Source organism: Xenorhabdus vietnamensis (genome assembly GCF_002127535.1).
In the GTDB taxonomy this organism is placed as follows: Bacteria; Pseudomonadota; Gammaproteobacteria; order Enterobacterales; family Enterobacteriaceae; genus Xenorhabdus; species Xenorhabdus vietnamensis.
The window spans coordinates 174721-198301 of the sequence record NZ_MUBJ01000004.1 but is presented as its reverse complement, the minus strand read 5'-3'; the positions used below and the strand labels follow the sequence as shown (position 1 = coordinate 198301).

Sequence of the window (23581 nt, the reverse complement as noted above, 5' to 3'; positions counted from 1 at the left end):
CATCTCTCATGATGATATTAACTTTTTCATATCAGAATTTTATCTCTCATTTAATAAAATTAAAGGTTTTTTATAAAAAATAAATGGTATTATTTTAAAATAAATAGTTCATTAAATAGATAAAGGATTTTCAGTGGCAAGAGTTGGTTACATCAGAGTATCAACGAATGATCAAAATAGTGACTTACAAAGAAATGCCTTGGTCAGCATCAACTGTGAATTGATTTTTGAAGATAAAATCAGTGGGAAAACAGCTAATCGCCCAGGACTCAAACGTGCTTTAAAGCATCTTAAATCCGGTGACACGCTGGTGGTTTGGAAATTGGATCGGTTAGGGCGCAGTGTGAAAAATTTGGTGACACTCATTTCAGAGCTGCATGAACGTGGAATTCATTTTCAAAGCCTGACTGATAGCATCGACACCAGCACAGCAATGGGACGATTTTTCTTTCACGTAATGAGTGCATTGGCAGAAATGGAACGCGAACTGATTGTGGAAAGAACCAATGCAGGTCTGGCAGCAGCACGGGAACAGGGGCGAATTGGCGGTCGGCCAGTGATGTTTACCGAGGAAGATCGACAACAAGCGGCCAGATTGCTGAATAAAGGGCATACCCGGAAACAGTTGTCGATTATTTACAATGTGTCGTTATCAACAATTTATAAGTATTTGCCAGTAGGAAAAGTGATTAATTTTCCATTCCATGATTAACAACTTAATGAGAAAACATTGGTGTGGAGAAAGTAAAATCTTTGATTACATCAATCCATTCTGTTGGCTTCTCAATTTGCACCGCATGACCACTATTAATTTCTTTGTATGCACTGTTTTTCACATTTTTATAAACTTCACGTACCAAATAAGGCGGAATTAACGTATCTCTACTTAATCCAATAATCAATGTCTCTTTATCTATTTTATTAAGATAATTTTTTATATTTATCGTTAATCCCAAGGCAATACGTCTTTCTATCTCTTTCTCTTCTGGTTGAGAACAGATTCTCTGTATAGTTTCATGCCCCAGAGATGAGAGAAATTCTGTGCTTAAGGCATGCGATAAACCAAAAGCCATCGCTGATGCTTTATCATTCAGCTCCAGATGCAACCAAGTATTAAATATTAATTGATGGCGAGGATCATTATTTGTCACCCACGGTGCTGTCAGTATCAATTTATTGATGAGAGACGGGTATTCGGCTGCCACAACCGCCGCAACTACTGCCCCTAAAGAAACGCCGACTAAATCAACAGGAATGTTACTGCTATCTTCTATCACAGCAGCAATTTGCTCCGCCAGATGCTCAATAGTCACTGTTCCTGACGGTAATTCAGAATCTCCACATCCTGCATAATCAGGGATGATAACCGTCCGATCACCGCCAAACGCTTTTTTTATTTCTCCAAAGCTACTGTTGCCGTTGCTATTTGTGCCGTGCAGGAAGACGATCGGTTTTTTGTTACTCTGCTGATCTTCTTGAAATTCCTTACGGTAAGAAACAAATGAATCTGTCAACTTAATAACTTTATCACTTAACTACCACCTACTGAAGTAGGTGGGTTAGCGCACTTCGGTGCCGACGACTAAAAGTCGTCGAACCACGCACCTCGTAAACGCGCATATGTCAAAAAATTAAAGTCAAAGTAACCGTCTAAAGACGGTGGTTTTAACCTTTCATATGGAAAATAAACTTCACAATGTTTTCCTCTGTATGCTCTGGATTAGTGTATTTTTATACACTAAATTAAGTGGATAACTCTGTGACCTGATCTTCTTTCCAGTATATTCAAGAATAATGGGTATAAAAAATGATGGGGGAAATAATGTCGGGGCAGACGTTTGGGCCAGCCACCCGGCTCACCCAAACGCACTCAAAATATAAAAGTTCTGTTCGTTAAAGTACTCACACTCGTTATCAAAAACCTAAACTATCCAATAAATCATCAACCTGTGCTTGATTGGCAATAACGCCAGCACTACTCTGGTTAACCTGAGGGCCGTTAAGAAGACTGTCGTTCTCTTTTTTCGCCTTAGCCATCTGGTCAGAGGGCATATTTTCCATCAATACCATGACCAACTGTTTTTCCAGTTCCTGAATGACTTCCATCATCCGCTTGATTACTTGCCCAGTGAGATCCTGAAAGTCTTGCGCCATCATGATCTCAAGCAATTGGGCATTAGTAAATGAGGTGTAATCGGGCACGAGATTCAGGTAGTTTCTCGTGTCTGTTACCAATGAGCGGGCATCAATCTGATCCAAGTTGTTCGGGTTTGCAAACCACTCATCCCAACGTTGGGTCAAGTCTTTTGCAGACGCCTCCAACTCATTCTGACGGGGCTGCGCCACTTCAACACAGTTCAGCACCCTTTCAGCCGCCTGTGCCGTCATTTGGACAACGTAATTCAATCGCTCCCTCGCATCTGGGATCGCCTCAGCCGCCTGAGCGATAGTTTGATCCAATCCCAGTTCTCGTAAACTGTCACGCAGCATTCTCGTTAACTGCCCAATACGACTGATTATTTCACTGGTCGGGATCGCCTCATTTCTCGGCATGACTGGATTTTCACTCATTTTGTCTCCTTAGAGCCCCAATTTTTCAAATATTTTATTGAGTTTCTCTTCCAAAATGGCCGCAGTAAACGGTTTCACAACATAACCGCTGGCTCCGGCCTGTGCTGCTGCAATAATGTTCTCTTTTTTTGCCTCTGCCGTTACCATCAAAACAGGTAAGGCAGCCAGTTTTTCTTCACTGCGAATCGTTTTCAGCAATTCGAGGCCATCAATATTTGGCATGTTCCAGTCAGAAATAACGAAATCAAATTCGGAAGTGCGGAGTCTAGTCAACGCTTCTGCTCCATCCTGTGCTTCATCTACATTATTAAAGCCCAGTTCTTTCAGTAGATTACGTACAATTCGACGCATTGTTGAAAAGTCATCGACTACCAGAAATCTCAGATCCTTACTTGCCATAAAAACTCCTTGGAATTTCACTTACCCAGCAGCACAGCGCTGCAAAAATTAACATCAAATATAACAACTAAATACGAATCGATTGCCCCACGCTGATTTTGGCCAGCATAGTTTTGCTGATTTTTTGAAGATCCATGATTTCATCTACCGCTCCCAACTGGATCGCTGCACGTGGCATTCCAAATACCACACAGCTTTTTTCGCTCTGAGCCAACGTATAAGCTCCTGCTTGCTTCATTTCCAGCAACCCCGCAGCACCATCACTGCCCATGCCAGTTAAAATCACGCCTACGGCATTACGCCCTGCATGTTTAGCAACGGAACGAAATAAAACATCAACAGAAGGACGATGGCGATTAACTGGCAGCGCACTAGTTATCATGATTTGATAATTAGCGCCGCTGCGGCAAAGCTCCATATGGCGATCCCCTGGAGCAATGTAAGCATGTCCCGGCAGGACTCGTTCTCCATCCTCCGCCTCTTTTACTGTAATCTGGCTCAGTTTATTGAGCCTTTCAGCAAAAGAACGTGTGAAACCTGGAGGCATGTGTTGAGTAATTAGTAAAGCCGGACTAGTGACCGGCAAGGGTTGCAGCAAATTTTTGATTGCTTCCGTTCCCCCTGTTGATGCCCCTACTGCGATCAGTTTTTCACTGGATAATAGCGGTTTGAAAGTCAAGGGAGCGGCACTCACAGATTCGGGTGCCGCAGTACTTATTTTGGCCTGAGCCGCAGCACGGATTTTTTCAGCAATCAGTTCGCTATAAGCCAACATGCCTTCACGGATACCCAGTTGTGGCTTAGTCACAAAGTCCACAGCGCCCAGCTCTAGTGCCTTTAGTGTAATTTCCGAACCTTTTGCTGTCAGAGAAGACACCATCACGACAGGCATAGGGCGTAATCTCATTAATTTTTCCAAAAAATCAATTCCATCCATGCGCGGCATTTCAACATCCAATGTTAATACCTGCGGATTGTGTTTTTTGATTAAATCGCGGGCAACAAATGGATCCGGTGCACAGTCCACCACTTCCATGTCAGGGTGACTATTGATAATTTCACGCATGATTTGGCGCATCAGCGCCGAATCATCCACACAAAGAACAGTTATTTTATTCATGACCCCTCCTTGCCCGACCTACACCGTAAACGGTCTGTCCTTGCAAGTAGAACTCTCGGCTGATTTGAGTGACGTTTTCGGAATGCCCTGCAAAGAGCAAACCATCCGGTTTTAAGAAATTGACAAAACGGCGCAAGATCCTTTCCTGTGTCTTTTTATCAAAGTAAATCATGACATTACGGCAGAATATCGCATCAAACTTGCCTTCGAGTGCCCAATCAGAATCCAGTAGATTCAAGTGCTGAAAATTCACCAATTCAGCCAGTAAAGGGCGAACCCGAGCATATCCTTCAAAGAGACCTACTCCTTTGAAAAAATATTTTTTCTTTTGGCTTTCATTCAGATACTGTAATTCTTCCAGCCGATAAACACCCTGCCGGGCTTTTTCCAGCACACTGGTGTCAATATCGCTGCCAATGATTTTTATCCGATTTGACCGATGCCCCAGCGCATCACACAAGGTCATAGCAATAGAATACGGCTCCTCCCCCGTTGAAGCTGCGGCGCTCCAAACGCGGTATGTTCCTCCGTTTTTCCTGCTGGCATGTGCCGCCAGAATGGGAAAATGATGGACTTCCCTGAAAAATGCCGTGAGATTGGTAGTCAATGCGTTAATAAATAATTCCCATTCTTTACTGTGGCTATCTTGTTCAAGAATGGACAGGTATTGACCAAAATCATTAAGCTCCAATACACGAAGCCGCCTGACTAAGCGATTGTATACCATCTCACGTTTATTTTTTGCCAGTACAATGCCAGCCCGTTGATAAATAAACTGGCAGATGCGCTCAAATTGCGCATCCGACAAAGCATGCCGCTGAAGCATAAAGTTCAGCGGTGCGGTAGCATCAGTATCTGAAGCTATTAAGTTGGATTTCATCTGACCTCAGCGTACTTGGCTTACAACATACTCATCAGTCATGTTTGATGCAGAAGACGTTTGATAATCGTGCTCATTTTCCAAGCTTCTAGGCAACTCAAATTGGGCGACGGTTCTCACCAATATATCTGCCTTGTCTTCAAGGGCAGAAGCCGCAGCCGCAGATTGTTCCACCAATGCAGCATTTTGCTGTGTGACTTGATCCATTTGACTGACGGCTTGAGCAACTTGATGAATGCCACGACTTTGCTCATCAGAAGCAGCAGCAATTTCGGCCATGAGATCAGTTACTTGATTCACTGATCGAACTAATTCATCCATAGTCTGCCCCGCATTGTTAACCAGTTCTGAACCTTGGTTAACACGGTGGACAGATTCATCAATTAATGTTTTGATTTCTTTTGCTGCTTCAGCACTACGTTGTGCCAAGTCACGTACTTCGCCAGCTACCACAGAAAAACCTCGCCCCTGTTCACCAGCACGTGCCGCTTCAACGGCTGCATTCAATGCCAGAATATTGGTCTGGAAGGCGATGCCATCAATAACACTGATAATGGCGCTGATTTTCTTCGAACTATTGGTGATTTCATCCATAGTTGCTACAACACTTGTGGTCAGTTCACCACCTTTTGAAGCGGTCAGGGAAGCAGATACCGCCAGTTCACTGGCTTGACGCGCATTTTCTGCATTCTGTTTAACAGTAACGGTCAGTTCTTCCATACTGGCAGCCGTTTCTTCCAACGATGCCGCCTGTTGTTCTGTACGTGAAGATAAGTCCGTATTGCCCTGTGTGATTTCCTGAATGCCAGAATACATTTGATTGGTATTCTCACGTACAGAAGCAATGGATTTGATTAATGAGGTCTGCATATCACGCAGTTTTCGGAAGATATCACCAATTTCATCACTGGTGGTTACGGCAATTTCTTTATCCAAGCGGCCTTCGGCTACATCCTGAAAGCAAGCTCTCATATTCGAAAACGGTCTAAGCAGATTACGTCTCAGCCACCAATGAGCCGCTGCTGAAACAACAAATACCATCAAGACAGCGCCAAAGAACATGGCAATGGATACTTTATAGTAAAACGCACCATCAGAAACTGCTTCTCTAATGTTCGCACCGAGGTACTGCATATAGTTGTTATATGCAATTTCCATCTTGCGCTGATATTCTTCTGTAGGTTGAGCAAGAAAAGCCTGAAAATCACCTTCATAGAGGTAAGTTTGTAGTTCTTTCAATGCGTTGATATATTCTTGGTAAGAATGTTCAACCGCAGACAATAAAACTGCACTGTTGTCAGTTTTTTCCATCTGAGGTAATGAGCTGAATTTGGCAAAGTTTCTGTCTGCCTCATTCAGTGAACTTTTGAGTAACGCTTCCATTGCATCTATTTGAGTTTGTGGTTGCCCCACTTTCTGAGCAATTGCGATTTTGTTCAGAGTATTACGCGTTTGTAACAATGCCGCCCAACTCAAGCCAAGAGTATCTCTCCGTTGAGTTCCCAGATCAATTTTTTCAATATATGACTGGTCCGTATGAATTATTCCCAGAGATAAACCACTCGAAATAATTTGCATAACACAAAACATCATCAGTAACAGATACAAACTGGTTGATATGCGAAGCTTGCCTAACATGTAATCACCTCGTTTAACGGCTGCATTATGCAGCCGTGGTTATCGCTATTATTTTTTTAGAATGTTTCCCAGTTAGATGGGTCTTCCACACTACTGTTTTTTTTCAGTACGGGAGTATTCGTTTTATTAGCTGGAGGAGTTGACGATTTACTCGTCAATAAAACTTCATGTTTTCTATTTTCAGGCTTCATCCTTTCTGCCTGCTCCGGTAACTGAAACAACGCGACAGCTTTGGTCAATATTTTGGCCTGTTCTTCCAATGCCGCAGCGGCAGCGGCAGACTGTTCAACCAGTGACGCGTTTTGTTGGGTAACTCTATCCATTTCAGAAATAGCTACACCAACTTGGGTAATTCCTCTACTTTGCTCATCAGAAGCCGATGCAATTTCTCCCATGATGTCAGTCACGCGGGTCACAGAATCGACAATTTTATTCATGGTTTCACCAGCACTGCCGACCAGCTCAGAGCCAGTATCAGTACGGTTTACAGAGTCTTCAATCAGTGACTTAATTTCTTTGGCCGCTTCTGCACTGCGCTGAGCCAGATTGCGCACTTCACCAGCTACCACAGCAAAACCACGTCCATGCTCACCAGCACGGGCAGCTTCTACAGCAGCATTAAGAGCAAGAATGTTAGTTTGGAAAGCAATCGCATCAATCACGCCTGTGATATCGGAGATTTTGCGAGAACTGTCTGCAATTTCATGCATGGTCTGAACAACATTGGCCACCACTTTACCTCCCTGACGGGCGATCTCAGAGGCGTTATCAGCCAAGTTGCTGGCTTGACGAGCATTGTCAGCATTTTGTTTTACGGTTGCAGTCAACTGTTCCATGCTAGCAGCAGTTTCTTCCAATGAAGCCACTTGCTGTTCAGTACGAGAAGAAAGATCATTGTTACCCGCAGCAATTTCACTAGTGCCGGTATAGATGGTTTCGGTGCTTTGATGAACACTTCTGACCGTATTGATCAGCTCCATCTGCATGTGCATCAGACCAACAGCTAACATGCCCATTTCATTATTACCAGATACGGTAATCGTCTGGGTCAAGTCCCCTTTTGAGAAGGCCTTAATGTTATCTAGCAGTTGATTCAATGGATCGAGCAATGCTTTACGTAAGCCAATCCAGCTTATTATCATGACCACAACCAGCAGAATCATCACAAAGATCGACGAAACGATGATATTACTGTAAGCCTCATCAGCTTCATGTGACACCTGATCATAAAGTTTTGCGCTCTGGGACAGATAAAAACTAAGTTCCTTATTAAAAGCGTTCTGATAATCAGTTGTTTTATGTAGAAAAAACTCTTCAAACTTTTCATGTTCCAGCATGTTATCTAATTCTTTCAGTGCATTTAGATAATCATGATGGGTCTGTTTCAAACGTTGGAGACGCTCTTGATCATAAAAAGACAGTTTTTCAGTCTGATCATATTGCTCGAAAAGTCGTTCAGCGCGGGCAATATTAGTTTTGGCTTCTGCCTGAGCGTCTTCAATGTTATAACTACCTTCAACACCGCGCCCTTTCATTATATAAATAACGCTAACACGGTTCAGGTTATTGCGGGCTTGCAACAGGTTAACCCAGCTTTCATCCAGATAGATTTGCTGCTTTCTCATTTTATCTATTAAATTAAAGGCTTCTATATCATTCTTCAACCCTTTGAAGAACAATCCCCCGGAGATAAATTGCAAAGCACCAAACAATATGATGACTGAGATGAGTCCCGTCACTATCTTCATTCGGTTAAACATGACTTCCCTTTTTTAATAAATTGCTATGCCAGTGTTATCGGCACGCTTAAAGGGAACTTTACGCGTAATTCTAAAAATTGATTTTTTACAGCATTTTTTTGATCTAAAACAAAAAGGCTGCTGTTTTGTATTGCAGCAGCCCAAAACATCAACCTTTGGCAACTGAATCAACTAACGCCATTTCTTCACTGTTGAGAAGTTTTTCGATATCAACCAGAATCAGCATCCGTTCATCAAGAGAACCAAGCCCTGTTAGATATTCTGTTGATAAAGTGACTGCGAATTCTGGCGCAGGACAAATCTGATCGTCCTTCAGAGACAACACATCAGACACACCATCAACCACAATCCCAACAACACGGTTAAGCAAATTCAGGACAATCACTACGGTATTATCGTTATAGGTGACATTTTCCTGCGAGAATTTGATCCGCAAATCGATGATGGGAACAATCACTCCGCGCAGGTTGGTGATCCCTTTTATAAAAGCAGGCGTATTCGCAATGCGGGTAACTTGATCATAACCGCGAATTTCCTGCACTTTCAATATTTCAATTCCATACTCTTCGTCACCCAAGGTGAAAACCAGATATTCCTTTCCGGTTGTTTCGCCCGATAATTTATTGAATTCTTCTATGGCTGACATGATGTTACCTTTTAGTGTGATTGGATAATCTTATTTGTTATTCACCAAATCCGCTTTACGCTCAGCCAATTGTTCATGGTTAAGTTTCTGCAAAGCAGGAATATCAATAATGAGCGCAACACTACCATCCCCCATAATGGTGGCCGCCGAAATGCCCGGTACTTTGCGGTAATTGCTCTCAATATTTTTAACAACAACTTGATGTTGTCCCACCAGTTCATCCACCAGCAATGCATAGCGACGCCCGGCACTCTGCACAATGACAGCAATACCTTTCGTTGGGTCAACCATTCCATTCGGGATATCGAATATGCGATATAGTTCAAGCAGCGGCAAATATTCACCACGTACCTGCAATAGTTTTTCATCACCCGCCAACGGATAAATATCTTCATCCTGTGGCTGCAATGAACTGACCACTGCGCTCAATGGCAGGATGAAAACTTCACCATTAACTTTGACCGACATACCATCCAGTATCGCTAATGTCAGTGGCAGCAAAATGCGAATAACAGTTCCCTTCCCTTCTTGGAAATTAATCTGAATTTGTCCGCCCATATCTTGAATATTGCGCTTGACCACATCCATGCCGACACCGCGGCCGGAAACATCTGTTACCACTTCTGCAGTAGAGAAACCGGGAGCAAAAATCAGCATAGCCACTTCTTCGTTGCTCATGTTTTCACTGACACTCAGGCCTTGAGATTGTGCTTTTGCCAAGATCTTCTCACGGTTTAGACCAGCCCCATCATCAATAACTTCAATACAGATATTTCCACCCTGATGTTCAGCGGCCAGAGTCAAATTACCAGTTTCTGATTTTCCAGCAGCAAGACGTTTTTCCGGGTTTTCGATACCGTGATCAAGACTGTTGCGTACCAAATGCGTCAGAGGATCGATAATTCGTTCAATTAAACTTTTATCCAGTTCGGTCGAACTACCAATCAATGTCAATTCCACTTTCTTATTGAGTTTCCCAGCCAAATCCCGTACCAAGCGCGGATAACGGCTAAAAACGTATTCCATCGGCATCATACGTATTGACATGACAGACTCTTGCAAATCGCGGGAATTGCGCTGCAATTGAGCCATACAACTCAGTAATTCGCTGTGTTTTGTCGGTTCCAGACCGTTACAGTGCTGTGCAAGCATAGATTGAGTAATGACCAATTCGCCCACTAAATTGATAAGCTGATCAACCTTTTCAACAGCAACTCGGATACTGGACGATTCCGCACGTTGACGCGGCGATCCCGCTGCCGGACGTGGTGCTGGACGTCCGACTTCATGTAGATCTGTTTTTTTAGGGGTATTAATCGGCTGTGGATTGTTTATATTTGCTGCTGTGGTAGCCTCTGCCACCGTATTTTTTTCTGCGTCACTGTCTGCTGTATTATTTTCTGCTGCATTATTTATTGCCACAGCTTTTACAACAGCATCTTGTTCTGTTTCAGTATCCGTGTTTTCCGGCTGAGATTCATCTGTTGGTAAAAAAGTTATCTGCTCAGGCTCAATAACAAAACACAATACAGCCGTGATATCATCTTCTGTGGCAGACGTGATCAATGATGCTTCAAGGCTGTTTGTAGTCTGTTCTACATCATAAATCTCACCCAGATGCCCCAACTCATCCTTCATTAAACTGACTTCACGCTCTTTCAGTCCAGATAAATGAACACGGATCTGCCCATGATTGGATTTGTCTGCCGAAGCATGTTTTTCTTCTGGCTGGTTTTCTCCGGATTGTTTTTTTTCGGGCTGATCTGATGTTACCGATTGTTTTTCCTCGACTTTGTTTACGACGTCCTCCGTAACAAGTTCAGCCTGAGCTGTAGATGTTGCTGCAAAAAATGCTTCTTCCTGCTGCTCTTGCTGTAGTTCTAATGCAAGCTGACGCAGTGTCTCGCAGATATAATTGAATGTATCTTCATCCGGCTCCTGAGAACTTTTATAGGCATCCAATTGTTGCTGCATAATATCTTTCGCTTCTAAAAACAGGTTGATAATGTCAATGGTCAAACGTATTTCGTCACGTCTGGCACTATCGAGCAGATTTTCCAAAACATGCGTAGTCTGTTGCAGTTTGGTAAAACCAAAAGTTGCAGCGCCCCCCTTAATGGAGTGGGCGCTGCGAAATATTGCATTCAGCTGTTCACGATCAGGTTCATCGGCATTGAGCAACAATAAATGCTGCTCCATATCAGCCAATAATTCATCTGCTTCATCAAAGAAAGTCTGATAAAACGCGGTAATATCCATCGTTACTTACTCTGTCATCTTAGTATCACTCAACGGTTCAGCCGATAGCTGTTCCAATTTTATGATTTCATGTTTTATGATCACATGGGATTGTTCGGTGGGTTGCTGAGCAGTCGTGCCCTCATTCGAATCCATTCTGATGACTTCTTGCATATCCATACTATTGTTAGCGGTCATGGCGTTACCGCCACTGTTTTCCTGCTCAATCCTTTTTTCTGCATCTTTATTCAGTACAATGATGCTGATACGACGGTTAATCGGCGCATTAGGATCAATACCTTTCTGCATACTGACAGTGGATGCCATACCCACAACCCTCAGGACTTTGACTTCATCCAGACCACCTATCAGCAATTCACGTCTTGATGCATTGGCTCGATCAGAAGAAAGCTCCCAGTTACTGTAACCCCGCTGACCATTAGCATACGGTAAGCTATCAGTATGACCAGAAAGGCTAATTTTGTTTGGAATACCGTTCAGGATCGGCGCAATTGCCCGCAAGATATCGCTCATGTAACTTTCGACCTTTGAACTACCAATCATGAACATTGGGCGATTTTCTCGATCGATAATCTGAATACGTAAACCTTCATCCATCATGTCAATCAATAGATGAGGGCGCAGTTCTTTAAGGCGAGGATCGGTAATTATCAACTGGTCAAGTTGCTGGTGTAACCGATTCAAGCGACGATTTTCTTCTTTGGTTTCAACATCGTTGGATTGGCGAAAAACCTCCCCGTTCTGTTGGAAAACATCATCCCCTCCCCCTGGGATCGGGTTGGTACTATCACTACTTTGCTGTCCTTTGTTGATCGCTACCTGTAAAGGGGTACGGAAATATTCTGCAATGCTGGTCAATTCCTGTGGACTGGCAATCGATATCAGCCACATGACCAGAAAGAATGCCATCATTGCAGTCATAAAATCAGCGTAAGCAATCTTCCATGATCCGCCAACATGGCCTGAATCATGTTTTCTACGTTTTTTTATTCTGACAACGGAAACATTATTCGCTCTCATAATTATTCTTCAACTTCTTGTTGTACAGGGGACTTAACCCGACGAACATGTTCTTCAAGTTCTGTAAATGAAGGACGATCTGTGAGGAATAATGTTTTACGACCGAATTCAACCGCAATTTGTGGTGCATAACCATGCAAACTGGAAAGTAGTGTCACCTTGATGCATTGCATCATTTTGACCTGTTCACTGCTGCGTTGACGAAGCAGCGTCGCCAAAGGGGAAACAAAACCATAAGCCAATAAAATCCCCAGAAATGTTCCCACCATCGCATGTGCAATCAACGCGCCCAGTTCTCCTGCCGGACGATCCGCCGATCCCAGCGCATGAACGACTCCCATTACGGCAGCAACAATCCCGAATGCAGGCAGTGAATCGCCAACCATTGCCAAGCTGGTCGCCGGCACTTCACTTTCCTGTTCGTAAGTCTCAATTTCTTCATCCATCAAGGCTTCAATTTCATGGGGATTCATATTACCGCTGATGATCAGGCGCATATAATCAGTGATGAAATCCATTAAATGCTGATCTTTCAACAAACGGGGATACTGCGTAAAAATGTCGCTTTGCTGTGGATTTTCAATATCCCGCTCCAAAGCCAGTAATCCATTTTGGCGAGATTTGGACAACAAACGAAACTGCAACGCCATGAGATCCATATACATCGCTTTATTGTATTTTGATCTGCGCAATACTTTTGGCAAAACACGCAGTGTTGCCTTTATCGCCTTACCATTATTGCCCACGATAAAAGCGCCAATTCCCGCACCTGCAATAATTAAAAATTCTGCTGGCTGATAAAGTGCGCCCATGTGACCACCGACAAGTAGGTAGCCACCAATTACCGCACCAAAAACCACGATATATCCTAAAAGTACTAACACGCGATATCCTTTAGCTAAGTTGGTGAGCAGATGGGATTTGAACAGGGCGAATTGATAAACGAAGAAGGGTGTGATAACAGGTTACAGAGTTTATGCTCAAACCTGTAACCTACATTTTACTTTCCCATTTAAATTCACATAGCTTGCTGAGCAAATCCATCCAGCAGTTGTGAATTAGTATCGGCAAGTTGAGAGGAAAGTTTACGTTTTTTTACTGCCCGTGAAGGTGGCTGACAAAGACTACAAACAAAGCTATTTACCGGCTGGTGGGCGTGTGTAATGAAAGTTCCACCACAGCAGCGACATTGTGTTGGCTGTAACATTCCACTGTCAACAAAACGCACCAATGTCCAAGCTCTGGTTAATGCCAAAACAGGCACCTCTTCATTCCCTGGAGGACATTGCTCAAGGTACAGCCGATAGGCTTTGACAACAACCTCTACACCTTCACAATGTCCACTTTTCAACAGAAAACGGTAAGCATTGTAGAACATTGACGAATGAATATTCTGTTCCCAAGTCATAAACCAATCCGTCGAAAAGGGTAGCATCCCTTTAGGCGGAGGGCTTCCCCGCAACTCTTTATACAACCGGATCAATCGGCCTCTACTTAGTTGCGTTTCACTTTCAAGCATCTGTAATCGCGCGCCTAAAGTGATGAGTTCCATTGCCAGCTGAATATCTTTCGCTTCTTGAACAATACTTTTTTCAACCATCTTTACGCTCTTTTCTTGATTGAATTGTCATCCCGAGCGGATAACTGCTGAAAAAGATGAGTAGACAGCAAGATACCTGTATGAATTTGTTGCAGATCATCCACCCGCGATTCCTTAGTTAACTGCTGCACGGTTTCGTGGTCTTCAAAACGAAAATGGCAAATCAGTTGGTTTGTTTCAGCTAATTTTACTAACTGAGGCAATGTCAGCTCGGCCAACGTATCAGCCATCGATTCACTAATACCTAAACGGAACATCGCAGATGCTTTCTCATGGTTAATTAGCCGTTGTGCTAAAAGCAAATACGATAAATTTATGTCATAAATATGTTTGAGCAATTCAACCGTACTCATTTCTATATATCCCGTCCGATTACATGAAAAAATTAAATTAAGTGATCAAAGAATCACTCACGACAAAATTACCAGTAGCATGAGATTCAATAATCTCCGACATAACTGAAATATACATCTTTAGCCAGAGCAGTAACTGTCCTTTGTATTACTCTTGGGATCGCCCAATTTCTAAAATATTTCGGTAATGGGTTGTGAAAGTATTATTGCGTCATCTGGGTAATGCACTTGCCAAAATTGATTAAGAATAATCTTAATACTAATTAACTTTACTCCTGAATCATCAACTTATACAACGGAGAATATATGTCATTTTAAATATTATGTGATGGTCGTCACAAAACTAATGCTTTTTATTATGCTTCTAGCTCATTAACTATTCAAGCAATAAAAAATAAAAAATAGTCTACAATTAATAAGTTAAATTATCTAAATAAAAATATTAGGAACTGTTTTTTGTTTTATACGATCTATTAAACTTATAAATTCAAAATAACGACAAAAAATCTCCCCCTTAGCTAAATTGATAGTGTTTTAATAAAATTTGCTTCTTGATAATGTAGGTAGGTACTCATCTTCCACTATAACTTGATTTAGGTCATTGTTATGCCAAATTTATTAATTATATGTGAATACTAGTTATTAAAAAGCTATCAGTCTGATCATTTTTGGTTTATGATCGCGCTATTTTCAAACAAAAGAAAGAGACCCCTCATTTCTACTCTGAACTCAAATATCACTCAAATCACAAAAATAAGATAAAATACAGTATGATATTGAAATAAAAAAACATCTGTATATCTCCCCCCTAGTAAACATAACTAGCAAGGCTTTGCTAACCAAACAAAATTCAAGCCCCCTGAAAGCCATTAAGACCACTTCCAGCCATCATAATTAATAAATTTAACTAAACAAAATAAACGTATACACAGTCAGTTTGTGACACAGTTTTAACTAAACAATCCTTGCTGATTATTTCCCCTTATTGTCTAGCTTATGCGCACAATTGATAATAAAAATTAATGTATTTATTTTATACTCACAACCTAAATGATAAGAAATACAAATGCTTTGGTGGGATTATCATAACAAACAAACCGATAACCAAACCCCAAAACGAGGTGGTGCATTGAATGAAAATTAATTTACTTAAATAACAGAAAATATAAATACAAAATAATTCCCAAATGCAAATTTGGCAACAACATCTTATTACATAAAACCTAATTAAAAGAAGAATAGAAAATTTGGCATAAAAAAACAAAGAAAGATATAAGCACAGACATTAAAAAGTAATTTATCCCATTCAACTCTGAAAAAAACAATAACAGGTAGATTAAATTGTCGTTTCAAATAAAAAAAATGACCGATAAATATAACTCTATTACTTCCTTAAATTAATTTATATTGTGATAGACAGTTTATTTTCAAAGAATAACATCAAGACCTATTCTAAATATCTGAAAAAGTTCATCATGATAAGAGCCACAATAGTATATATCCTGTATACATTACTGCCTTATGCTATACAGAGTAACATATCAATTAATGAGAATTATTTACAACCATCCACCAAATCGATGAAACCAAAACTGCTTCATCATTTAAGCAATGATACCGTAGCTTATTAGTAACCCAATTAACCATAAAGAGTATTCCCAAAATCGTGGCTGTAACCCAGTTAGGGTATCAAATGCAGAGAATGGAATGTAATTGCCTAGTACCATTATTATTAGTGTAGTTAATAAAATAACGTACCGCTGTACTCTGCACAAAGTGCTTTTTGCTTGTTCAATATATGTACAATAGAAATCTGTGACAATACCTCTTCCATAAGCTATCCGGTTGAAATAATGTCTGATGTTCCATATTGTCTTCTGCAAATACATGCCACATCACAACGTAAGCCGTGATGTTAAAGATAAAAAAGTAGCGCCAATCCTGAGCATAAAAACATCCTATACTTTTACATCCCACTTACAGAATTTTTTCAGAAACTATTTATCTATTTTTCCTAACGACAAGGCAATTGTGAAATATCGTACATTAGGTTTTATACAAGAAAATGAAGTGACAATATCGATAAAAATGGAATAAATGCACTGGCGACCAATACAGAAAATACGTTTCCTAAAGATTGCACTAACCGTCATATTTAAATACTTGATGATATTCCCAAACGTTTCACTTTCCTTAATTCTCTCCCTAATACCATCAAATTTTTCTCAAACAGAATGAGATCGGCTACCTCCTTTGCGATATTCGTCCCTATATTAACTAAAATTCCAACACCTGCATCCCATAATGCTGGCTTGTCATTTATTCCATCCTCAAGAAAACCAATCATATGACTATTATTTTACAATGATTTTAAAACGCGGGATTTTCACAGAGGGGTTAACTTACAAAAGGGCGACCTTAATTCCACTTCTTTTAACGGTCTTCATCAGTCATTAAGTTCAACATTAGTATCAATAAGGATATTTACAGAACCTAAATCCATATCTCAACAAACTTTAACCGTAACAACAGAATTATCTACGGCAAATACCGTAACCAAAATATCATTGTGCCTTAATACCGAAATTACCATTATAGTACTTTCTTTTAGCAGACCTAAAAATGCCAATAAACCTTGTAATACCATCCCATTTTCATCAGTAACAGAAATGGGTGTATCACTTCATAGTGACTTAACCCTTCCATTACTATGATTAACAACCCTGAATCCTTGAGAGTTATCGTTGCTAACTAGTTCCATTACATTGTTACGACTTTCTTCAGTGAGAGAAATAATTTTCTCTTTTACCCCCATAAAGGAGCAAGCTGATAGCATTTTCTCAACGGCATACCTGAAGGCTAATTGATGTTTTTTATACAAATTTTGTATAAAAATCGACAACCAGCCTCTAACAAAATCAAAAGGTAACTCATCAATTTTTCTGTAGCTGCAGAGGTAATCAATATCTGAATTACCGCATTTATACCTAACAATTACTTGAATCCCTTCAGTTCTTAGTACCTCTTTAGTGGGGCTATTTAACTATATTTAGTTAATTACCTCCCCTATCTTCTTTATCTAAATAGTGTTGGAGAATAATTTTGTCGTGAATTAATACCTCTGTTCTATTCGTATATAATATGTTCATTGCACCAAAGTTTGGTATTGTATTGAGCCAGTTGACAATAAATATTTTCTTTGACACTGCAATAGCCAACATAAATAATTCCGAATCAAACCAATTTTCTTTTGTTAATCCATTGATTTCAAGGCTCCCTATATACCTTACTTGCTCGATATTCCTGCCAAATCTACTCTATAGGCAACACTTCATCAGAGTGGGGATGTCAGTAATCTAACATATAAGCTATTGAGTTCTTGTAAAATCAAAGTCCTTACCAGAATTTCATCATTTACATCGCAGATAAAGTGGGTTTTATAGCGCTACTCTAAATTTAAAGCTTGCTGGTGAGGCTGAGTATTAATTCGTTACGCAATTTCTCTCAATAAAATGTTCACACAAATAATGATGACTGTAGCAATACCTGTAGCCCAAATATTGCTCCACACCACATAACTCCCCTATCCCCGTCAAACACCATAATGTTGCTGCTATATTAAACCTCAAATGCTCATACCTTGATGCCACTGACGTTCAGCCCCGATCAAATCCTCAAATGGCAGCACAGTAATAAATACATTGCAATGGATGTCAACAACATGACATCCTCCATAATATTAAATGGATATATAGAACATCATGAAAATAGGAGCTGGTTTGGCTAACTTCATTAGTTGAATTTGTATAATGGCTTCTACGATTTCTACGCATAAAATCGTTGCCGCACAAGCGTTACTACCACATAGGATTATTGCTACATAAATGATAATTCTTCATTTGTTGTATATGAGAAATTTAACCACTAGAAACCATTCGCTATAAAACTAACATACAATAGATATCCTTAAGAGAACATTCTTCCATCGTACATGGAATATTCTGATAACAAATATTTAATTCGAGTATTCGTATGCCGTCAGAGGGAATAAAGAACGAATATATGACTGTATCATCACGTATGCCCTAATATAACGTCAATTAATATCCTCCTAAAAATCCAACTAAATGGTTTCCTAATATCAGATAGTTTCTCTTCAGGTTAATACAGTTCATGATATCGATACAGTGCCACTCAACATTTCAGGTGATCAGGAAATCTAAAGGAAAATTAACAAGTTACAGGATTATTTTTATTAAAACTAAAACCTTAACTATCCAATTAATCACTCTCTAATTGAATTTTTGGGAATTATAAGAAGTTAGAATTAACAAATGAAAATTTTAGCACGGGGAAATTTTTGTAAGACAACGATGATTTTCTGTTTTACTAAGTAGTAACAACATCATACAATTTCTGACCATACAATATTTGGTCATACAATGAAAACTGATATTAACTCATGGCTAATATCATAATTATTTTCATTCCATTATTTTTAGCGATTAAATAAGTAAATCTAGAAAACTTCAGGATCGAATACGTAAGATAAAATTCGTAAAATAAATTTTATGGTATAGAAAGACAAAAAGCCCGCCACGGCATTTTGTGCTGGCGAGCTTAAATAAGGCATAAAGGCGAAATTAGATAGCAGTTACGTTTGCTGCTGCTGGGCCTTTGGCACCACTTTCAATGGTGAATTCTACATCCTGGCCTTCTGCCAGAGTTTTGAAACCGTTACCTTGAATGGCAGAGAAGTGTACAAATACGTCTTTGCTACCATCAGCTGGAGTGATGAAACCAAAGCCTTTAGATTCGTTGAACCACTTCACTTGACCTTTCATTTTGTCAGACATTCGACTTTCCTATGTATTGATATAAACGTGTTGCCACCTTGGGCATGTGTTGGCCAGTATCAGCTATTACTTATGGAGGCACTTTCAGAAGGAAACGGTCAACAAAGGCTACCAGGGATAGCACTTACAACGCATTAACTCAAGATGTCGTACATAAAGTAGGTCTGTTAATCAGGCCGAAGACAATTAACGCATTAACGCACATGAATAGCAACCTTTTTGTGTATTATCGTTTTAAAAACTCCTCACACGCTCAATATTAGAACAGAATGACAAAATATTTTATCGTTTTGTTTGATTTATTCAATTTTTGTTTTGGCAAAAACATAGATATTGTTCGTCGGCTCGTTAACAATAACAATTTACCCAATAAATTAAACCAATTGCTATACAGATGTGGGTTCAGGGCATGCTAATCTTGAAAATGCCATAGATTTCAATTCAATCACGATTTGTACAGCGCTTTTTACAACACTATTTCTACAAATCAGTTTACAAATAAATGGGTTAGTATTATGAAAATCATAAAACAGATATTGATTCAGGATCTTAAGCGGATCAATCTTAAAGAGCATCGTGATGGTAAAGTACATTTCAACAGCGTCTTTATCCGCCACCACCCCTATTTGTGTCTGGCGATGGTTGTCGCTTATGCTTTTCTTGCTATGCTCATGTGGTACGCGCCCTATTTCGGTGCGTGGTCTCTTTTTGCCTTTACCCTAGCCTTTATCGCTATGGCAGCCATTCTGCTATTTGATATCAAACCAATTTATCATTTTGAAGATATTGACGTTCTCGATTTACGTGTATGTTATAATGGTGAATGGTTTGTCAACGAGCAAGTTTCTAAAAAAGCTATCAATAAGATACTCACTCATCCTCAAATACCTAATGAAATCAAAGACAATATTAAACATATCATGCAGAAAAAACAGGGTATTTGTTTTTATGATGTGTTTATGCTTACCTGCTCAGAACAGTCACCCTATGCTCAACCTATTAACATGGTTAATAAAAGCGTAGGGATTTAATAAAAATAGTACAATGATAAATCAAGAAGCTCATATGATGAGCAAACAGTAAGAAAAAAGAATTTTTGCGTTGACACTATTCTAGTACATCGCTAGTATTCGTCCCGTTCTCAGGAACAATCCAATTCCTCCATAGTTCAGTCGGTAGAACGGCGGACTGTTAATCCGTATGTCGCTGGTTCGAGTCCAGCTGGAGGAGCCAAATTAAAATTTCTCGCTGGATGAACAAAGCGTGAAATTAAAAGGTTGAGATAGCTAAACCTAGATCACATAAGGCGGCTTCCTAATCAGGAAGCCGTTTTTTTTATATCACTGCTTTTTTACTTTTCCTGATGGAATTCAATACATTCTACATTTTTTGCCAGTTCTCATTGAAACCCAAATTCTGTTATATACCTGTTTTGTAAGAATTTGTGTCTGTTTATCTCGTATTTATGAATAAATAGGGATAAAATCGATAATCATAAAATAAATGTAATTTTTGTAAGATAAACAACATATTCTCAAAAGTTGTAAAACCAATAAATCTTCAACATATCAGATATTTTATAAGCAAAAATAACAAAAAAACATCACTCTGATTTCAATCTAACCGACTGAGCTTATTTTTATTTTTTTTGCTTTACAATATCGAATCATTCACTGTATTATTCGCTCCGTTCTCAGGAACAATTCAATTCCTCCATAGTTCAGTCGGTAGAACGGCGGACTGTTAATCCGTATGTCGCTGGTTCGAGTCCAGCTGGAGGAGCCAAATTCTGGAAATCCCGATTAGCTTTGCTAGTCGGGATTTTTGCTTTTGGGAACAAAAGACTGAAACGTTACCAATTACTCTCCGATTTAAAATTTTATACCCAATAGATTTCAAGTTGCAGCTCAGCAACAAGAGGATGAATCCCCTAGCACTGTGCTAACGATGCCATTAAGCGTACAGCCAACAAAAAGCAGCAACTTGAAAGATGGCAAATGTAGAGATAATGCAATTTTTTTCAACCCCTTTTTAATGTGATTCCCTATATCAAAACATACACAAGATCAAAAACAATCCAACGTGCACACATTGCGAGCAATCAAACAATTATTGTTATTTTCTGCTTTGACAAACGTAAATAGTGCCGTTAATATCTCCCCCGTCTTAAAGGAGTTCCTCCATAGTTCAGTCGGTAGAACGGCGGACTGTTAATCCGTATGTCGCTGGTTCGAGTCCAGCTGGAGGAGCCAGATCTTCTGAAGAGCCTGATTAGTTTTGCTAATCAGGTTTTTTGTTTTATGACTTTTCACTTTTCTGTTTTAAACTTTTCCTATTTTTAAGTTCCCCATTTTTAAAAATCTCTCTTCTTGTTGCTTTATCCCCTATATCTACTCCCATACTTATTGTAAACCAGTCGATTTTAAGTCAAAAAATACACACAACGGATAAATTACAATCAATCAAACAATTATTGTTATTTTCTGCTTTGACAAACGTAAATAGTGCCGTTAATATGCACCCCGTCTTGAAGGAGTTCCTCCATAGTTCAGTCGGTAGAACGGCGGACTGTTAATCCGTATGTCGCTGGTTCGAGTCCAGCTGGAGGAGCCAAATTCAATTCACCCTCGTGTTATTACTTCTATATTTTCCTTTTTTTGATACGATAATCCCCTCTGAATACCCTAGTCCAGATAAACTTAAAATTCTAATTTCCCAAAATTCAGAGAAATTATCATTCAATAATAGCTATTTAGCTATTTTCACTTTATCATCCTCCTCCGGCTTAAGGAGTGCTGAATCAGCATCCATCATTTATCACCTATATTCTGGAGCCGGTTCCATGACCACTGAATCATACACAATTAAAATCCGCCGCCCTGACGACTGGCATGTCCATTTCCGTGATGGGGATATGTTAAAGACAGTTGTGCCCCATACTAGCCATTTCTTTGGTCGGGCTATAGTCATGCCCAACCTTGTCCCTCCAGTGACAGATGTTACCAGTGCTAAAGCCTATAAAGAACGGATAATCGCAGCTACTCCGCCAGATCATAACTTCCAACCTCTTATGACCTGCTATCTGACAGATTCAACAGCTAGCGATCAAATTGAGATTGGCTATAAAGAAGGAATTTTCACCGCCTGCAAACTTTATCCTGCCAATGCAACAACTAATTCCAGTCACGGTGTTTCTGATGTCAAAAAGATCTATCCGTTATTAGAAACCATGGAAAAAATAGGCATGCCATTACTGATCCACGGAGAAGTCACCGCCTCTCATATTGATATTTTTGACCGAGAAGCACGCTTTATCGAACAAGTAATGGAACCATTGCGCCAAAAATTCCCTGGATTAAAAGTTGTTTTTGAACACATTACAACCAAAGAAGCTGCAGAATACGTTCTTGAAGGTAACGATAAATTAGGTGCGACACTGACACCACAGCATTTAATGTTTAATCGTAACCATATGTTAGTTGGTGGTATTCGTCCCCATCTTTACTGCTTACCTGTACTAAAACGCAATATTCATCAGGAAGCACTCCGCGCAGCAATAGCCAGTGGTTGTAACCGTTTTTTCTTAGGTACGGATTCCGCTCCTCATGTGCTGCACCGCAAAGAATCCTCTTGTGGCTGCGCAGGTGTTTTCAATGCCCCAACCGCTCTGGCAGCTTATGCCACGGTTTTTGAAGAAATGGCAGCAATGAAATATTTTGAGTCTTTCTGTTCCCTAAATGGCCCCACATTTTACGATTTACCAATCAACAATGGCTTTATCGAGCTTACACGCAAGCCGACTCCAGTCGTTGAATATATCGAATGCGGTAATGAAAAATTAATTCCTTTCCTCGCAGGAGAAAATGTGGGATGGGATATAAAGGTATGTAAGTAGCTTTATCACCATTATTTGTGTGGAAAATAGCCTTTATTTCCACACAAATTCAACTTAATAAACTGCGGTAATAAATTACAATGATTCCTTTCAGTTGTAATGCAAAAAATCCCGCTCTTTTCACTTCTTAGCTTGCTAAAAAGGTTTATACTGCCTGAGATTCATCTTAGATGAAGTCTTTTGCTCTTAGTCAATTATATCAATAACGATGCTGTAGTCTGATTAGGGGGTTATTATGGAAAGCAATGAAATAATCCAGACTCATCCTGTTGTAGGCTGGGACATCAGTCCTGTTGGTGCCTACGATGCCATAATGATACGTCTTTACTACTCATCCACCCAAGATCAAAATACAAAAAATATCAGTGTTGACAAAACGTTATGGCTAACGACAGATGTAGCGAAGCAACTTATCCTCATATTGCAAGCCGAGGTTGAGAAAATAGAAACCTCAGTATATAGTCAGTTCGATTATATTAAGCATTAGTAATATATTTAGATGATCTAGCGTATTTGGGACACCCAAATATATTGGGTGTCCCAAATCAACAACTGAACACATATTAACCAATAAAATTATACAT

General features: G+C 39.9%; 20 protein-coding genes and 4 tRNA genes. 8 read left to right on the top strand and 16 right to left on the bottom strand.

The window, feature by feature from the left end:
• Positions 1-133 precede the first annotated feature (133 nt).
• Entirely contained in the window at positions 134-712 is a 579-nt protein-coding gene (locus Xvie_RS06045) for a recombinase family protein (RefSeq protein WP_086108443.1), read from the top strand.
• A gap of 4 nt (positions 713-716) precedes the next feature.
• Here the strand turns inward: Xvie_RS06045 and Xvie_RS06040 are convergent, their stop codons facing one another.
• The 16 genes from Xvie_RS06040 to cspE form a co-directional block, all read right to left on the bottom strand.
• Entirely contained in the window at positions 717-1514 is a 798-nt protein-coding gene (locus Xvie_RS06040) for an alpha/beta fold hydrolase (protein ID WP_244175490.1), read from the bottom strand.
• Between the two features lie 400 nt (positions 1515-1914).
• A complete protein-coding gene (cheZ, locus tag Xvie_RS06035) occupies positions 1915-2571 on the bottom strand; it encodes a protein phosphatase CheZ (protein ID WP_086108441.1) in 657 nt (218 codons plus the stop codon).
• A gap of 9 nt (positions 2572-2580) precedes the next feature.
• Positions 2581-2970, bottom strand: a complete 390-nt coding sequence (gene cheY / locus Xvie_RS06030) for a chemotaxis response regulator CheY (RefSeq protein WP_086108440.1) — start codon at positions 2968-2970, stop codon at positions 2581-2583.
• A 67-nt stretch (positions 2971-3037) separates the two neighbouring features.
• A complete protein-coding gene (locus tag Xvie_RS06025) occupies positions 3038-4090 on the bottom strand; it encodes a protein-glutamate methylesterase/protein-glutamine glutaminase (protein WP_086108439.1) in 1053 nt (350 codons plus the stop codon).
• Positions 4083-4970: a protein-glutamate O-methyltransferase CheR gene (cheR, locus tag Xvie_RS06020; protein WP_086108438.1), complete on the bottom strand. Its 888-nt coding sequence runs from the start codon at positions 4968-4970 to the stop codon at positions 4083-4085. Before cheR ends, Xvie_RS06025 begins: the two co-directional genes overlap by 8 nt.
• A 6-nt stretch (positions 4971-4976) precedes the next feature.
• Complete coding sequence (locus Xvie_RS06015; protein ID WP_086108437.1) at positions 4977-6608, bottom strand: methyl-accepting chemotaxis protein; 1632 nt, start codon at positions 6606-6608, stop codon at positions 4977-4979.
• Positions 6609-6664: 56 nt separating this feature from the next.
• Positions 6665-8368 (bottom strand): methyl-accepting chemotaxis protein, encoded by a 1704-nt coding sequence (locus Xvie_RS06010; RefSeq protein WP_086108436.1) that lies wholly within the window; start codon positions 8366-8368, stop codon positions 6665-6667.
• Between the two features lie 148 nt (positions 8369-8516).
• Positions 8517-9014, bottom strand: coding sequence for a chemotaxis protein CheW (cheW, locus tag Xvie_RS06005; RefSeq protein WP_086108435.1), 498 nt, complete (start codon positions 9012-9014; stop codon positions 8517-8519).
• A gap of 30 nt (positions 9015-9044) precedes the next feature.
• Positions 9045-11273: a chemotaxis protein CheA gene (gene cheA, locus Xvie_RS06000; protein ID WP_086108434.1), complete on the bottom strand. Its 2229-nt coding sequence runs from the start codon at positions 11271-11273 to the stop codon at positions 9045-9047.
• Positions 11274-11279: 6 nt separating this feature from the next.
• Positions 11280-12293, bottom strand: coding sequence for a flagellar motor protein MotB (motB, locus tag Xvie_RS05995; RefSeq protein ID WP_086108433.1), 1014 nt, complete (start codon positions 12291-12293; stop codon positions 11280-11282).
• Positions 12294-12295: 2 nt separating this feature from the next.
• A complete protein-coding gene (motA, locus tag Xvie_RS05990) occupies positions 12296-13177 on the bottom strand; it encodes a flagellar motor stator protein MotA (RefSeq protein WP_086108432.1) in 882 nt (293 codons plus the stop codon).
• A gap of 134 nt (positions 13178-13311) precedes the next feature.
• On the bottom strand, positions 13312-13893 hold the full coding sequence (gene flhC, locus Xvie_RS05985) for a flagellar transcriptional regulator FlhC (protein ID WP_086108431.1): 582 nt from the start codon (positions 13891-13893) through the stop codon (positions 13312-13314).
• Positions 13894-13895: 2 nt separating this feature from the next.
• Positions 13896-14246, bottom strand: a complete 351-nt coding sequence (flhD, locus tag Xvie_RS05980) for a flagellar transcriptional regulator FlhD (protein ID WP_086108430.1) — start codon at positions 14244-14246, stop codon at positions 13896-13898.
• A 2155-nt stretch (positions 14247-16401) separates the two neighbouring features.
• Complete coding sequence (locus Xvie_RS05975) at positions 16402-16593, bottom strand: hypothetical protein (RefSeq protein WP_086108429.1); 192 nt, start codon at positions 16591-16593, stop codon at positions 16402-16404.
• 336 nt (positions 16594-16929) lie between these two features.
• Complete coding sequence (locus tag Xvie_RS26200; RefSeq protein ID WP_479688391.1) at positions 16930-17148, bottom strand: hypothetical protein; 219 nt, start codon at positions 17146-17148, stop codon at positions 16930-16932.
• Positions 17149-18889: 1741 nt separating this feature from the next.
• Positions 18890-19102: a transcription antiterminator/RNA stability regulator CspE gene (gene cspE, locus Xvie_RS05965; protein WP_045958852.1), complete on the bottom strand. Its 213-nt coding sequence runs from the start codon at positions 19100-19102 to the stop codon at positions 18890-18892.
• Between the two features lie 515 nt (positions 19103-19617).
• On the opposite strand from cspE, the gene Xvie_RS05960 reads away from it, so the two are divergent.
• From Xvie_RS05960 to bssS, 7 genes are all read left to right on the top strand, one after another.
• A complete protein-coding gene (locus Xvie_RS05960) occupies positions 19618-20133 on the top strand; it encodes a YlaC family protein (protein ID WP_086108428.1) in 516 nt (171 codons plus the stop codon).
• A gap of 126 nt (positions 20134-20259) precedes the next feature.
• Positions 20260-20335 (top strand) — tRNA-Asn (locus Xvie_RS05955).
• A 476-nt stretch (positions 20336-20811) separates the two neighbouring features.
• A tRNA-Asn gene (locus Xvie_RS05950) sits at positions 20812-20887 on the top strand.
• 391 nt (positions 20888-21278) lie between these two features.
• Positions 21279-21354: transfer RNA gene (locus Xvie_RS05945), tRNA-Asn, on the top strand.
• 285 nt (positions 21355-21639) lie between these two features.
• Positions 21640-21715, top strand: a tRNA-Asn gene (locus Xvie_RS05940).
• A gap of 229 nt (positions 21716-21944) precedes the next feature.
• Positions 21945-22997 carry a dihydroorotase gene (gene pyrC, locus Xvie_RS05935; protein ID WP_086108427.1) on the top strand — a complete coding sequence of 351 codons (1053 nt, stop codon included), beginning with the start codon at positions 21945-21947 and terminating at the stop codon, positions 22995-22997.
• 232 nt (positions 22998-23229) lie between these two features.
• A complete protein-coding gene (gene bssS, locus Xvie_RS05930) occupies positions 23230-23484 on the top strand; it encodes a biofilm formation regulator BssS (protein ID WP_086108426.1) in 255 nt (84 codons plus the stop codon).
• Positions 23485-23581 lie beyond the last annotated feature (97 nt).

Excerpts from the sequence above, each read along its gene's own strand:
- cheZ (WP_086108441.1), bottom strand. The coding sequence starts at position 2,571 with ATGAGTGAAAATCCAGTCATGCCGAGAAATGAGGCGATCCCGACCAGT.
- cheY (WP_086108440.1), bottom strand. The coding sequence starts at position 2,970 with ATGGCAAGTAAGGATCTGAGATTTCTGGTAGTCGATGACTTTTCAACA.
- Xvie_RS06025 (WP_086108439.1), bottom strand. The coding sequence starts at position 4,090 with ATGAATAAAATAACTGTTCTTTGTGTGGATGATTCGGCGCTGATGCGC.
- cheR (WP_086108438.1), bottom strand. The coding sequence starts at position 4,970 with ATGAAATCCAACTTAATAGCTTCAGATACTGATGCTACCGCACCGCTG.
- Xvie_RS06015 (WP_086108437.1), bottom strand. The coding sequence starts at position 6,608 with ATGTTAGGCAAGCTTCGCATATCAACCAGTTTGTATCTGTTACTGATG.
- Xvie_RS06010 (WP_086108436.1), bottom strand. The coding sequence starts at position 8,368 with ATGTTTAACCGAATGAAGATAGTGACGGGACTCATCTCAGTCATCATA.
- cheW (WP_086108435.1), bottom strand. The coding sequence starts at position 9,014 with ATGTCAGCCATAGAAGAATTCAATAAATTATCGGGCGAAACAACCGGA.
- cheA (WP_086108434.1), bottom strand. The coding sequence starts at position 11,273 with ATGGATATTACCGCGTTTTATCAGACTTTCTTTGATGAAGCAGATGAA.
- motB (WP_086108433.1), bottom strand. The coding sequence starts at position 12,293 with ATGAGAGCGAATAATGTTTCCGTTGTCAGAATAAAAAAACGTAGAAAA.
- flhC (WP_086108431.1), bottom strand. The coding sequence starts at position 13,893 with ATGGTTGAAAAAAGTATTGTTCAAGAAGCGAAAGATATTCAGCTGGCA.
- flhD (WP_086108430.1), bottom strand. The coding sequence starts at position 14,246 with ATGAGTACGGTTGAATTGCTCAAACATATTTATGACATAAATTTATCG.
- Xvie_RS05975 (WP_086108429.1), bottom strand. The coding sequence starts at position 16,593 with ATGATTGGTTTTCTTGAGGATGGAATAAATGACAAGCCAGCATTATGG.
- cspE (WP_045958852.1), bottom strand. The coding sequence starts at position 19,102 with ATGTCTGACAAAATGAAAGGTCAAGTGAAGTGGTTCAACGAATCTAAA.
- Xvie_RS05960 (WP_086108428.1), top strand. The coding sequence starts at position 19,618 with ATGAAAATCATAAAACAGATATTGATTCAGGATCTTAAGCGGATCAAT.
- pyrC (WP_086108427.1), top strand. The coding sequence starts at position 21,945 with ATGACCACTGAATCATACACAATTAAAATCCGCCGCCCTGACGACTGG.